General features: G+C 57.8%; 12 protein-coding genes. 7 read left to right on the top strand and 5 right to left on the bottom strand.

Annotated features, from left to right (window positions below; translation table 11 throughout):
- The coding region (locus AC33YF_RS02135) for a lysophospholipid acyltransferase family protein (protein ID WP_491775543.1) at positions 1–324 on the top strand (324 nt) is incomplete at its 5' end.
- A gap of 611 nt (positions 325–935) precedes the next feature.
- On the opposite strand, the gene AC33YF_RS02130 is transcribed toward AC33YF_RS02135, so the two are convergent.
- Entirely contained in the window at positions 936–2,204 is a 1,269-nt protein-coding gene (locus AC33YF_RS02130; protein WP_491775542.1) for a carbohydrate porin, read from the bottom strand.
- A 72-nt stretch (positions 2,205–2,276) separates the two neighbouring features.
- The gene (gene gltS, locus AC33YF_RS02125) at positions 2,277–3,482 is read right to left on the bottom strand and encodes a sodium/glutamate symporter (RefSeq protein ID WP_491775541.1); all 1,206 of its coding nucleotides are present in this window, start codon (positions 3,480–3,482) and stop codon (positions 2,277–2,279) included.
- Between the two features lie 354 nt (positions 3,483–3,836).
- On the opposite strand from gltS, the gene AC33YF_RS02120 reads away from it, so the two are divergent.
- The 3 genes from AC33YF_RS02120 (at position 3,837) to AC33YF_RS02110 (ending at position 6,615) form a co-directional block, all read left to right on the top strand.
- Positions 3,837–4,856 (top strand): patatin-like phospholipase family protein, encoded by a 1,020-nt coding sequence (locus AC33YF_RS02120; RefSeq protein WP_491775540.1) that lies wholly within the window; start codon positions 3,837–3,839, stop codon positions 4,854–4,856.
- A 5-nt stretch (positions 4,857–4,861) separates the two neighbouring features.
- On the top strand, positions 4,862–6,310 hold the full coding sequence (locus AC33YF_RS02115; protein WP_491775547.1) for a GntP family permease: 1,449 nt from the start codon (positions 4,862–4,864) through the stop codon (positions 6,308–6,310).
- Positions 6,311–6,447: 137 nt separating this feature from the next.
- Positions 6,448–6,615, top strand: coding sequence for a hypothetical protein (locus tag AC33YF_RS02110; RefSeq protein ID WP_491775539.1), 168 nt, complete (start codon positions 6,448–6,450; stop codon positions 6,613–6,615).
- A 689-nt stretch (positions 6,616–7,304) separates the two neighbouring features.
- On the opposite strand, the gene AC33YF_RS02105 is transcribed toward AC33YF_RS02110, so the two are convergent.
- On the bottom strand, positions 7,305–7,835 hold the full coding sequence (locus tag AC33YF_RS02105) for a GNAT family N-acetyltransferase (RefSeq protein ID WP_491775538.1): 531 nt from the start codon (positions 7,833–7,835) through the stop codon (positions 7,305–7,307).
- 379 nt (positions 7,836–8,214) lie between these two features.
- On the opposite strand from AC33YF_RS02105, the gene AC33YF_RS02100 reads away from it, so the two are divergent.
- The 3 genes from AC33YF_RS02100 (at position 8,215) to AC33YF_RS02090 (ending at position 10,546) form a co-directional block, all read left to right on the top strand.
- On the top strand, positions 8,215–9,564 hold the full coding sequence (locus AC33YF_RS02100; RefSeq protein ID WP_491775537.1) for a cytochrome P450: 1,350 nt from the start codon (positions 8,215–8,217) through the stop codon (positions 9,562–9,564).
- A 136-nt stretch (positions 9,565–9,700) separates the two neighbouring features.
- A complete protein-coding gene (locus AC33YF_RS02095; protein WP_491775536.1) occupies positions 9,701–9,853 on the top strand; it encodes a glutathione S-transferase N-terminal domain-containing protein in 153 nt (50 codons plus the stop codon).
- A gap of 9 nt (positions 9,854–9,862) precedes the next feature.
- Complete coding sequence (locus AC33YF_RS02090; RefSeq protein ID WP_491775535.1) at positions 9,863–10,546, top strand: glutathione S-transferase family protein; 684 nt, start codon at positions 9,863–9,865, stop codon at positions 10,544–10,546.
- On the opposite strand, the gene AC33YF_RS02085 is transcribed toward AC33YF_RS02090, so the two are convergent.
- Positions 10,508–11,926 (bottom strand): coiled-coil domain-containing protein, encoded by a 1,419-nt coding sequence (locus tag AC33YF_RS02085; protein ID WP_491775534.1) that lies wholly within the window; start codon positions 11,924–11,926, stop codon positions 10,508–10,510. The two genes, AC33YF_RS02090 and AC33YF_RS02085, sit on opposite strands and share 39 nt — an antisense overlap.
- A gap of 9 nt (positions 11,927–11,935) precedes the next feature.
- Positions 11,936–12,874 (bottom strand): DUF6384 family protein, encoded by a 939-nt coding sequence (locus tag AC33YF_RS02080; RefSeq protein WP_491775533.1) that lies wholly within the window; start codon positions 12,872–12,874, stop codon positions 11,936–11,938.

Genomic DNA, 12,874 nt, shown 5'->3' with positions numbered 1-12,874 from the left:
CTTCAGGCCGCAAAGGCGGGACGGATGCTCGTTTTCCTTCCCGAGGGCACGTTTACACGGGCGCCGGGGCTCCGGCCATTCCGACTTGGTGCTTTTATCATAGCGGCACGCCAGAATTTGAGTGTCTTGCCTGTTACTCTGCGGGGCACCCGATCTATTCTACGCAGTGACCAATGGTTTCCGCGACGCGGGATAGTCTCCGTCCGAGTAGGCCCACTATTGTCAGCTGACGGCTCGGATTTTTCCGCTGCAGTCCGGCTGCGGGATTCGGTACGCGCCGAGATCCTGTCGACCTGTGGTGAGCCAGATGGATTGGCTGTATGAATCCTGGAGACGATAAAGACGGAGCTCGTCTTTCGCCCAAGCGAACATAGCTCAATCACTATAACCGCAATGTAAACTAGCTGCTGGACATACCCGTGCATTCGCATGTGTGTACCGAAAACCTTGTCCGCGGGGACGACTCCCTGCTGTGACCGAGGTTCTCTCTGCTCGCTAGCTTAGGGAAAGGAACACCTAGCGCATTGAAGTACCAAGTTGTGCGCGTCGTTCATTTACGGCTCTCCTTGCTATTTGGCAGAACCTCCCTGCATCTTCCGCTTTAGCAGGGAGAAACGGGTTGGCCCCAGACTGCCAGCACAGCCAACCTGTCACGGGCCTTTTGCCTCCTGGCGACAGCTCATCAAATTCTTCCCTAAGAAGCCCGGGAATCAGCCACCAATGGCTTCGGTTCTGCGTAGGCAGAGCCCCAGAGACATGGGTCTCAGAGTTGAGCAGGGGACCCGTAGTGCTGTGTCTCTATAGGCCAATTTCGCGGGTCACACTTTAGGGCGTAGTCGATCGAGCCGAATCATGACGTTCGCTTCGAGAGGCACACCGGACATCGCCAATCAGCCCGCGGATGTCCAATGATGACCCAAAGCGGACGAACTCGCCTAGAACAGCGTCCTCAGCCGCATCCCGCCAACAACAATCGTCTCTTCGGCGGGATTCTCTGATGGGTCGAGGATCACCTGTAGGTCGGGGGTCAGGTTTGTATGAGGCGTAACCTGAAATCGGTAAAAGGCCTCTAGGACATACTGATCTCTCAACGACGTATCCGCCGGTTGCCCCCAAGAGAAACCCAACCCGATGAGATCGTTGTTTTGGCCAAATGGCTCTTCAAAGCCCAACCCTGTCGCAATCGCCTGGCGTACAGGCGTCGCCCCGCCATCACCATAGGAATACCGAAAGAACGGAACGATATTTCCGTCAGGTCCGAATTCCTGTTGAAGCGTTAGAGCGATACCGCGCCCGCTAGGAATGTCAGCAACCTCGCGGGCGTCGCTATGCCAGAGCGTGACGTGATAGAGCCCCGCCCCTGGCTTGCCGTGGCCTGGTGCGACTCCGAACTCGATTGCCGCAAACAGCTCTCCCTTATCGATATCGCCGAAGGATGTCTTGTCACCGTTCGCATCGTGCACGCCTGCAACAACATAGGTGTTGGTGAATGGCGAGATGGCCAGCGCCGCCCCCAAGCCAGTAGTGGGCACCGGCATGGCCAAAGTTGTCGAGAACGCCTGATTGAGGAAAGCTTCATTGGCGCTTACATACCGCGCCCTATCGTAGATAGATTCGGGATCCATCTTACCTAGCCGGTAGACGAGTTGATCCTCGCGCGAACCCTGTTCCCAGTAGAGTTGTGTGAGAGCGAAATCCTGCCTGGAGAATCCGTTCGTCGTTCCCCAGAGCGAGCCAATCGCAGCTCCCAAATCCGATGGCGGAATGTCTGTGAAACGGTGACGGTTCTCGGTGAAGAAAACGAGGGCCCCGGGCCAGGGACCGCCGCGGTTCACCAAGTTCCATCGACCAAAGAAATCGAGATCACCCACAGCAGCCTCTGTTTGCGAACGGGGCAGCGAGGCGTCGGCATTCTGGTATAGGGCTGTATAGTTTAGCCCCAGTTCGAGCCCAATGCTCCGCTCAAGCTGGCGCGCGAAGTCTTCCCACTGCCTGTGGAGGGGTTCGAGCGGTCCAACCGGGAACAAGGCATCGTAGCGCTCCTCAGACTCGGCGAGCTGATTGTCGACATCGTCTGGGGAGTTGCCGAGGCCGATAGTTTCGGGGGCGACGCGGACCGGCTCAGCGGTTTGAGCCAGGGCAGGTTCACCCAACTGCAAGACGGTTAGCAGGGCGGTGACACTTAGGAGGGCCCTTAACGACACCGCACGCTCCTTTGTTGGGGCATTCCCCTTGCAATCAGCACTCCGCCTACGCCGACCCTCATTCGCGGCAAGCTACGTCCCGAGAAAGAGTTGAATGATAAAAGCATTCGCGAGGTCCACAAAGAATGCTGACACAAGTGGCAGCACAATAAATGCCAGCGGACTGGGCCCGAAGTGCTTTGTCACCGCACTCATATTAGCGATAGCGGTTGGGGTCGCGCCAAGTGTGAAGCCAGCAAAACCAGCTGAAAGAACGGCGGCAAAGTAATTGCTACCCATGAGTCGGTAGAAAATGAAAAGAATGAAAAGCGCCGCCATCGCCGCTTGAAAGAACGTTGTTGTAATAAGCAGGCCGGTAGAACCGCTGAGAGTCCACATTTGCATGCTCATCAGCGACATCGCCAGAAAGACTGAGAGGCTGAAATCAGAGATGAGCGCCAATGCGGGCGTTCGCGACGGCCATTTCAATTTCGGGAGTAGGAAAGGGACCGTATTCGTAAGGACGATGCCGGCCAGCAGACAAGGGACAAACAGCGGAAGCATGATGCCCGCCTCCTGAAGAGCCACGTAGGCAGTGTAACCAATGATGATCGCTATGTTCGCCACCAGTACCGACCGTATAACGTCCACATAGTCGAACTGGTCGGTGCGTTCGTCGTCCTCCACGATCACGAAGGCCGCTTTCTGCTCCGGGTCGGCCTTCAGGTTATTCTTTTCGACAAGATACTTTGCGATCGGACCACCAAGCAGGCTCGCAACAATCAGTCCCATCGTCGCCATGGCAACCCCGAGTTCCGTTGCCCCCGCCACGTTGTATGTCTCGGCGATCCTGGGCCCCCACGCGATGGCCGTGCCGTGTCCGCCGATAAGCGAAGCTGTCCCAAGCAGAACGCCCACTTGGCTGGGCAAGCCCCACAAAAGAGCCGCGGCTGCGCCCACAAGGTTCTGCAAGAACATGAATGCCACAGTGGCGCCGAGCAACAATGCAAGCGGTAGACCGCCGCGCAACAAATCTGAGAAGCGCGCGTTCAGTCCAACCGTCGTAAAGAAATAGACGAGCAACGCATCGCGCGCACTTAGGTCAAACGAGATTTCGCGGTCCAAGAATGCGTAAACGGCCCAAGTCAACAGCGCGACTGCGATCCCGCCGCTAACAGGCTCGGGGATGTTGTAGTCAGACAAGAAGCGGATCTTCTTTGTCAGTTGCTGTCCCAAGAAGAAGACAACGAACCCTATGGTGAGTGCAATGAAGGCGTTGATTTCAATTTCTTGGGTCATGCCAAATGAGGTGCTCGTACGGATTCTAACGTAGCTAAGTATGAATACGGCAATCTGAGTACCGCGACCACTAGAGGCTCATGCGACAATGTGAGCATCCGTTCAATCGCGACATGCTTCAACCCTCGGTCTGCACCCAAAAGGCTCTCGATGTGAGACGTTCTGACCCGTCGGTGGCACTCGACACAAAAACGGAGGGTGTGTACCTTCCGTTCAAACCCTCCTGCATGCACTTTTTTCGGTCGATGGCGATGAGCAACGCGTGGGCGCTGATTCAGCTCAAGTCGTTTTTTCACGGAGGCCGAACAAGGCGGCAAGTCAGCGTAAGTTGTTGCCCTAGTCACAGGCTGTACAATGAACCGTAGCCCCGTCCTCGTTGATCTTGCGCTACAAGGCGGCGGCGCACATGGCGCGTTCACCTGGGGCGTGCTGGACCGTCTTCTTGAAGAAGATTGGTTGCGGATCGAGGGTATCTCGGGAACGTCAGCCGGGGCGATGAATGGCGCAGTGCTGGTCTCGGGATATACACAAGATGGTGCCGCGGGCGCCAAGTCCAGCCTTGAGACGTTCTGGCGCAGCGTATCTGACGCCGCGAGATTTAGTCCTTTCAGGCGCGGGCCCTTCGACATTCTGTCGGGCAAATGGACGCTCGACAATTCACCCATGTTCATTGCCTTGGATCTCATGGCGCGCGTCGTTTCGCCTTACGATCTCAATCCGAGCGGGCTGAACCCGTTGTCCGACGTCTTGGCCGAGTGCATAGACTTCGATCTCATCGACCGTGCGCCAATCAAGCTTTACGTAACTGCCACCAATGTGCGGACAGGGCGCGGGCGCGTCTTCCGCAATGCACAGCTCACACCTGACGTACTTTTGGCGTCGGCATGTTTGCCAGCCATGTTCCAGGCAGTCGAGATCGATGGAGAAGCGTACTGGGATGGTGGGTTTGCCGGCAATCCCACTATCACCCCGCTCGTGCAGGAGTGCGATTCCAGGGATACCATCCTTGTGCAGGTGAACCCTGTCGAGCGACATGGCACGCCGCGCTCGGCCCGAGAGATCGTCAATCGCGTCAATGAGGTTTCCTTCAACGCAACGCTCCTTAAAGAACTCAGGATGATCGCAGTGCTGCGTTCCGTGAGCGATCCGGGGAACTCCGAAGGCGCGCGATGGGCGGAGATGCGTATTCACCGCATCTCAAGCGACATCATGAAGAAGCTTGGCTATTCGTCGAAGCTGAACGCCGAGTGGGAGTTTTTGACCATGCTACGCGATGAAGGGCGCCGTGTAGCGGACGCCTTCCTCCATGTGCATGTAGACCAGCTCGGTGTCAAATCGACCCTCAACCTCGACGAATTTCTTGGGCCTGTCTGATGCTGCTGAGTTTGCTTGGCATCCTCCTCGCTCTCGGGCTTCTCATGTGGCTGTCCTTCCGCGGCTGGAGCATTCTGCTGCTTGCGCCTGCGGCGGCTTTGCTCGCGGCCTTTGCGTCGGGCGAGCCGCTGCTCGCGCATCTCACACAAGTCTTTATGACCGGCGCGGCGCAATTTCTCGCTCAGTTCTTTCCGCTGTTCCTGCTCGGCGCGCTGTTCGGCAAGCTGATGGAGGACAGCGGATCGGTTGAGGTGATCGCTCGATTCATGACGGAGAAGCTGGGCGCCGCGAGGACAATCCTCGCCGTCGTGCTCGGCGGTGCCATCGTCACCTATGGAGGCGTTAGCCTGTTCGTCGCAATCTTTGTGCTCGTGCCGATGGCGCAGGGGTTGTTTAAGACGGCCGCGATTCCGCGACGACTTATGCCGGGCGCCATCGCGCTCGGAACCATGACATTCACCATGTCCGCGCTGCCCGGTACGCCGGCGCTGCAAAACGCGATCCCGATGCCCTTCTTCGGCACGACACCGTTCGCCGCCCCTGGTCTCGGCATTATTGCCGCTGCCATCATGCTCGGCTTTGGATTGTGGTGGCTTTCACAAGCGGAGAAGGCCGCGCGCCGTGCAGGTGAGGGGTTCGACGCGGCGACGTGTCCGGCGCTCTCCGCTGACGATCCGAGCCTCCGCGAACGCGCGGCAATCGCTAGCGAGTTCGATCCCGCCGAGTTGCCGCATGGGCGTCATGCACGCTCAGACCCCAGCTTTGTTGTTGCGCTGCTTCCGCTTGTTGTCGTCATCTCGGTCAACTTGCTGATGAGCGTCGTTGTGCTTCCCCGCCTGAACACCAGCTTCCTTGCCGAAGAAAAATGGGGCGCGACCACGCTCGCAGGGGTTGGAGGCGTCTGGGCCGTTGTTGTCGCCCTATTCGTGGCACTACTCACGCTGATCACCCTAAATTTTCGCCGGCTGCCCTCGTTGCGCGAGACCATGGATGCGGGAGCAAACGCGTCGGTTCTGCCTGCGTTCAGCGTCGCTAGTCTTGTAGGCTTTGGCGCGGTGATCGCTGCATTGCCAGCGTTTGGCCTCGTGCGCGATTGGGTTCTGTCAATTGGTGGGGGTCCGCTGGTATCGCTGGCTGTTGCAACCAACGTTCTCGCTGCGCTCACAGGCTCGGCATCTGGCGGTATGACGATCGCGCTCGATGCGCTTGGCCCCACATACATGGAGCTTGCCAGCCAGTACGGCATCAATCCCGAGCTGCTCCATCGGGTTGCCGTTATGAGCGCTGGGACCCTCGACAGCCTTCCGCACAACGGTGCCGTCGTCACGTTGCTTGCCGTGTGCGGTGTCACGCACAAGCAGAGCTACATAGATGTGTTCATGGTTGCGATAGTCGGCGCCCTTATTGCGCTCGCTGCCGTCATTCTACTCGGCACGGCTCTGGGCTCGTTCTGAGCTTGCATATTGCAAGAGCGTCAGAAATTAGTGAATGCCGTTCATTGGAGCTTGGCAGACTTTGACATAAACACTAACAATGTCTGCTCGATAGGTAGGGCCTGATGTCAAAAGATGACCACGTGATAGCGCTCAGAATGCTGATCGAGATGTACGAGCGTGATCTTGATATCCTGAAGAACGAACTTCGACTCAGGGAACAAGGAACAACAGCCAGTAAGACAGCAGGTGTCGAACGGGTGCTGCGCGACATCGACGACGTAAAACACCGTTTACAGGCGTATGTTGCACTTGTTGGGAGCTAATAGTCCTGGTGGTGCGCTCGCCGTTTTTCTCCAATGTCGCGCGCACCTTGGCAGCTCACAGTCGCGGTGACGAACATTGGGGCCCTTCGGTCGAGACCTTGAGACAGGTGTGCCAGCACCCGATTGGCGGCATTACCCATTCATCTGCACCCGGACCATCGACCCTGAGGGCGAGAGATCGGGCGCTGGACTAGGGGATTCAGGAGATTTCGACAACTGTTCCGCTTTCGGCCCGGAGCTTTCCTCGCTCCGCGCCCGAAATGCAACACAGAAGCCATCCAGAAAAAAGCTCTGAGTGTTGCCAGAATCGCACAGTTTTTCCGTGGCGGAGTGGTTAAAGTGAGGGTTCTTAATTAGGGAAACGAATTCGGGGGACTGAGAGATGCGTAAGCTAATTGCTATGGCGGTGGTGGTTGCCGCTACGGTTGGCTTGTCCGCTTGCTTCCACGCACACCAGGAAGCAGTGGTCACAGAGCCGCTGAAGCTGTCGTCTAGCCAGTAGTCGGGCTGACACGGCACTAGAATCCTGCAGACTCATTGGTCACCTGGCCCCGGCCTTTTGGTCGGGGCCGTCTTTCGTGCCCGATCGAGGCGCTTGGCCAACAGAATCGCAGTCGCATTTCTCGTCGAAAGAGGGACTCCGCTTGAGCGCCCTTCAATAGGCGCCTATAGGGTCAATTCCGCCACCATCAGTGCTGGATTTTCGACATCTCGCCGGAGATGAAACCCATACTTTCGGCAATCCGCAACATCGGCTCGTTGCGCCGGTGGATCGACCCCCAGATTTGTACGTAGCCCATCTCCTTTGCAACGGCGAAGACTGTCTCGAGCGCCTTCCTCGCAAGGCCTAAGCCTTGAGCCTCAGGCCGCAGCGAAACCGAAAACTCTGCTTTGGCGCCGTCGGCCACGCCCGATATTCGAGTGCCGCCGAGGATCTCACCGTCAAGCTCGTCACAGCCCTCAACAACAACACAACTGTCTCGCGTTGGATCTGGGCTGCGGAAGTCCAGCGCCATGGTCTCTGTTAGATGCGGAATGGCATGCAGCAGTTGGAACCATTTGAGCCTATCGGACGTCGCATCATAGCCGCGTATCAGTGATGCCGCGTCCGAGGTACGGATAGGGCGTATCGCGTAGGACCGACCGTCTTTGCCCGCGAGCCTAATCTCGCAGGCTTCAAGCTGGTCTCGAAGGCTCTGTGTGTCTTGCGCATGCTCCATGCTGGCTCTCCGCATCAATCGCGGGATTGAGACGTTCGCCCAGGCGGGACAGATCCACAGCCGTTTGATGCGACCGCACGGAGTTTGCCCGTTGTGTTTGACGGCTGCATGTACTCTGGCGCGGCCAGATGACGCTCAAAGTCGAAGCCGCCAACGCCGTGAGTGGCCTACCAAAGCGCGCTCTGAGTTGCTCAAATAGCAGTCTGGTGAGAGAACTTTGGAACAGGGAAGAGAAGGAAGAATTGCGACGTGATGGGGGAGGGTGGTAACACCTGTAAAGCAACTGTAGATTGACAGATTGCCGCGTTGACTGACGATTTGTATGCGCGTGTAGTCGACCCCTCCGCTCTGCTGGTGTCCTCGATCTGTCTGTCGGATAATGGTGTCACCCAAGCCAATACACTCAGGTTTGCCTCCCGGGCCGCGAGGCACTCTCATTGGGGGCAGTATTCAAGCCTTTCGCAGTGGCATTCTCGAATTTCTACTCGATACGGCGAGAGAGTACGGACCGCTTGCGAGCTTTCGGTTTGGGCCCAAGCGGGTCTTCCTTGCCAGCAGACCCGACTTAGTCGAGCAGGTTTTGGTGCGCGACGCTTCGCACTACGTCAAGCATTTCGGCGCACGGGCCTTCAAGCCAGTGCTGGGCGAAGGTCTTGTAACAAGCGAGGGCGCTTATTGGCAGCGTCAGCGCAAGCTCGTGCAACCGGCGTTCGCAAAAAGCCGTGTACGCTCTTACGCGCCAATCATGGAGGCGCTTACGGAGGATATGCTTCAGTCGTGGTCTCCGGGCCAACGCGTCAATGTCGAGTTCGAGTTTGGAGCTTTAACGAGCAGAATCGCCCTCAAGGCGCTGTTCGATATCGATAATGCTGGGGATCGCCAGCGCTTCGCCGATAAGCTCCACTTGGTCTTTGACATCATGACGGCGCGTCTCCGCAGTGTTTTCAAGGCGCCTCTGTGGCTGCCAACGCCAGAAACAGTCCGTCTGAAACGCGGGATACGAGAACTCGACGAGGTCGTGAACGGCTTCATCGAATCGGGTCGGAAACGGGACAGCGGCAGCGGTGATCTGCTGTCTCGTCTGGTTCATTTAGAGCCAGAGGATGGCGTTCGGATGACGGATAAGCAGCTTCGCGACGAATTGATGACGCTTTATCTCGCGAGCCATGAGACAACTGCACTTACGCTCGCTTGGACCTGGTATCTGCTATCGCAAAATCCCGACGCAGAAGAGCGCGTTGTTGATGAGTGGCGGCGTGTCCTTGGGGGGCGTATCCCATCGGTAGAGGATGTGGCAAACCTCCCCGATACGGCGAAAGTGATTTTAGAGTCTATGAGGCTCTGTCCGGCCGTTTACGTGATCGGTCGAGAAGCCACAAAAGACCTGGAACTCGGCGGCTATCGCGTAAAGCGCGGCAACACTGTCTTCATGAGTCAGTGGGTAAGCCATCGCGATCCAAAGTACTTTCCCGATCCAGAGTCGTTCAAGCCGCAGCGCTGGGACAATGGTCTACAGCGGAAGCTTCCCAAGTTTGTTTATTATCCGTTTGGAGGAGGGCAGAGGGTCTGCGTCGGCAACACCTTTGCCTTACTCGAAGCTGCGATCATCCTCGCAGGCGTGGGACAGCGCTATCGCTTCACGCTCGCGACGGACGCCGACATTGCCTTCAAGCCGCAAATCACCCTGCTCCCCGCCAACAAGATTCCAGCAATCTTGGAGCGGCGCTGACTGCGTCCGCAAGCTTGTCGCCAGCATCTGATTTCAGTCGGCATACGCCATGCTTCGACCTGGCGCACGTTGGTTGCAGTACACTCAGATCGTTGGCTGATCAGCGCAAAAGGCTCGATTGGCAACGGAGGGCCCGATGACCAATTCAAGTGCAAGCCTTATCACTTCTGGAATTTCGCACTTTTGCGAAAAGGCTCGCTGGGCACTCGGCTGGCACGACATTGACTACAACGAGATCAGTTGGCCGCCGGGATTGCATCAGATCCTGAGCAAACGATGCGGTGCCTAAAGGACCACTGTGCCGATCGTGCGAGACGGAGAGAAGGTTGTGCACGGCAGCGACGCGATCATTGATTGGGCGGATGCCCAGTCGAAGCATCCCAGCCGCCAACTAACAAAAGAGGGCTCCCGAAAGATTGAGGAGTGCCCCAATAGTATCATCGGCTGGCATGTTAGACGCCTTGCACACGCGGAAATACTTCCCCGGTTTCCTCAGTACGCCAAGCCCGGACTGTTTCAGAACGCCAGTCGAACCCATCGTTTTCTTGGCGACATGATGTGGCCCGTGACGCGGCGGCTGATTATGCCGGCTTATGGAGTCACGGATACGGCCGCCGCGGAGAGCCGATCAATTTTGGAAGTCGAATTAGACTGGCGCGATGAGAAGCTCGGCGACGGTCGCCCCTATCTCGCGGGGGATTCGTTCAGAAGAGCCGATGTTGCAGTCGCCAGCCTGCTCGCGCCTTTCGCGCGGCCGCCAGAGATGCCTGTCTACTACGAGATGTCACTCACCGATGATCTCAAGGCCGACTGTATTCGTTGGCAAAGTCGCCCGATTATGCGTTGGGTCAGAAATCAGTACAAAAGCAACCGGTTGGTTGGGTGGCTCGAGCTGGATCCGCTTCATTGCTTCGTCCCATTGGCGAACATTTGGGGCAGGGGGCTAGAATCCACCGGTGGTGCGAAAGCCGCCCGGTCTTGAGCGGCCGCGGCGTCCGCCGCCGATGGTACCGCCTCCTGTCCATCTGCCGCCGGAAGGTAAGCGGAAGCCGCCACCAACGTTGCCGCGGCGGGGGCGCCGCCGCTGCCGATAGCCGATGTCGAACAGATCATCGAGTTTTCCGCTCTCCAACGCGCCAGCCAGAATTCCTCCGATCACCTCGCCAATTGCGTCCCCGTTGCTGAAACCGCCAATTGGATTGTCGTAGCCTGAGCGATAGAAGCGGTCGCGTGAGCGCTCCAGCTCGACGCGTCGCTCAGCGAGTCTCACGATCGCCTGTCGTGCCTCGGTGATTTGGCGTTCGACATCTCGAATGCGGTTGAGATCTTGATTCAGCTGGCTAACGAGACCTTCGTCTTCGCCCGTAGGTGTTTGCTTCGCTTCGCGCCAAAGCTGATCGAGGTCTTCTCGTTCGAGGGCCTTCGCAAGCATTTCGACCGCATCGCGATGGGATGGGTCCTGCTTGGGGTCCAGGAGGATCTTGTCGTCTTGCGCCCGCTGCTCAAATTCCGAGCGAAGCGCATCAAGCCGTGCCTCAGCATCGGTCAACGCCTTATGCAGCGCTTCCAATCGGCTCTCAAGCTGGGTGATGCCGCGAGCCTCCAACAGTCGGCGCTCGATCTCTTCCAGAGCGACATCCTCCGCTTCTGCTTTCTCAGCCACGTAGTCAGCGTGCTGTCGCAGTCGCTTCGGGATCTCCGTCAGCATGTGATAATCCTGGCGGGCGCGCTCGAACCCGATAAGCCGTGCAATCCATGCATCGAAAAAACGCGTGAGGCCGCCAGACTTATACTTTGATGTCCCAAAACCGGCATTCCACAAATACATGAAGAGCGGGTCGGCTTTGTAGGGTTTACCCTTGTCGTCGAGATCGGCCTCTGCATTGTTTGCCTTCTCGTCGGCTGCCTTGGCCACCGATGTCGCAGTTGCAAGCTTCTTGCGCTGAGCCTGCCACGAGGCATCCGCCTCAATCTCAGGTTCTGTAGCTTCTTGGAGATCTTCAATCGCCTGGATGGCGGCATCGACATCGTCGACTTTCTCTAGACGCTCGTCCTCGGTTCGCTCAATCTGCATTTCCAGTGCGTTCCGTTCGTCGATCGCCTCATCCACGCGTTTCTGCCATTGCCTTATCAACTCGAGTGCTCTGGCTTCTACGGTGTCAATCTGACCGAAGACTTCGCCTTGTTTCAGCGCGTCGAGACGCAAGCGTGCGAGCGCGCGGAAGGCATCGGCTTGTCGGGTCCTGACAGACGCGAGCTCCTCAGACGCATTTCGCAAAACGCCTGATAGATTTTCCTCGTCGCGGCGAATACCGCGAAGGGCCTGTTCCAGCGACGATAGCGCGTTGCGCGACGAGATCATGTCAGCCCGCTACCATTTGGTGATTGCTCCGCCCGAGACGGGCATAGAATAGACCGGCCTTAGCGAACCACGCTGCTTAACACCGAGGATTCGTTCCTGAATGATGCCGTCATCGAGCTTGTCGACGCGGACGGTCTCGTAAGTCTGCTGTGGCACTCGCACGGCCCACATATCAACGGTCTCTTGCTGACCGGTCTCCTCATTGGTGATCGTTCGCGACAGCTTCGAACCGTCCGGCGCAATCGCCTCGACGATCAGGTAGTAGTTCCGCACATTTGGATTGACATCGGGCGTCGTCTCCACAGCCGATTGACCACGCTGCACAATGACCAAGTTGTAAGTCAGCGCCAGGTCGTCTCGAAGACCCTCGAGATTGGCAATCACCGCGCGAGCGCGGGCAGCATCTGATCGGGACAGGGCACTCGCGGCTTCCGCTTCGAGAGCATCCACTGCGTCCTTGGCTTGCGGTGTGTGCGCTACTGCACTGGCCGCAAGCGCTGCCGCATTCAATGCGTCTGGCAGTGTTTGCGTGAGCTCTATACGCGCGGCCTCAGCCTCCTGCCTGGCCGAAGACCACTGCCACCACCAGTTTCCCAGGAAGAGTACAGCGGCGAGCATTAGGGCAACCAACAAGCCACCCACAATTGTTCGCCGGACCCAGAGCATCGCGAGTCCGCGCATCAGCGCCGAGCCTTGGCGCTCGTAGGTGAACCGGCTCTCCTTTAGGGCCTTGATACCCTCGTCAAGAATGGCCTCGCTGACTTCGAGTCCTTGGCCTTCGTAGAGCTCGCGCAAGCGCTTCTTGAGAACGTCATCCCGGCTTGCTTGGTCCAGCTCGCGTTGGACGAGGTCCTGCTCATGACGGAGCGTGTCGACCACATCCATCGCCATCATCAAGTCGTCCAGCTTGGGCGCCGCTACCGATTTCTCAGCACGCTCTTCACTCAT

Source organism: Methyloceanibacter sp. (genome assembly GCF_058506495.1).
Note: the sequence above shows the minus strand (reverse complement) of the source record. Positions and strands in the feature narration are given on the sequence as shown.

Coding starts and splice junctions, on each gene's coding strand:
- AC33YF_RS02110 (WP_491775539.1), top strand. CDS start 6,448: ATGCTGATCGAGATGTACGAGCGTGATCTTGATATCCTGAAGAACGAA.
- AC33YF_RS02100 (WP_491775537.1), top strand. CDS start 8,215: ATGGTGTCACCCAAGCCAATACACTCAGGTTTGCCTCCCGGGCCGCGA.
- AC33YF_RS02080 (WP_491775533.1), bottom strand. CDS start 12,874: ATGAGTGAAGAGCGTGCTGAGAAATCGGTAGCGGCGCCCAAGCTGGAC.
- gltS (WP_491775541.1), bottom strand. CDS start 3,482: ATGACCCAAGAAATTGAAATCAACGCCTTCATTGCACTCACCATAGGG.
- AC33YF_RS02095 (WP_491775536.1), top strand. CDS start 9,701: ATGACCAATTCAAGTGCAAGCCTTATCACTTCTGGAATTTCGCACTTT.
- AC33YF_RS02105 (WP_491775538.1), bottom strand. CDS start 7,835: ATGGAGCATGCGCAAGACACACAGAGCCTTCGAGACCAGCTTGAAGCC.
- AC33YF_RS02120 (WP_491775540.1), top strand. CDS start 3,837: ATGAACCGTAGCCCCGTCCTCGTTGATCTTGCGCTACAAGGCGGCGGC.
- AC33YF_RS02085 (WP_491775534.1), bottom strand. CDS start 11,926: ATGATCTCGTCGCGCAACGCGCTATCGTCGCTGGAACAGGCCCTTCGC.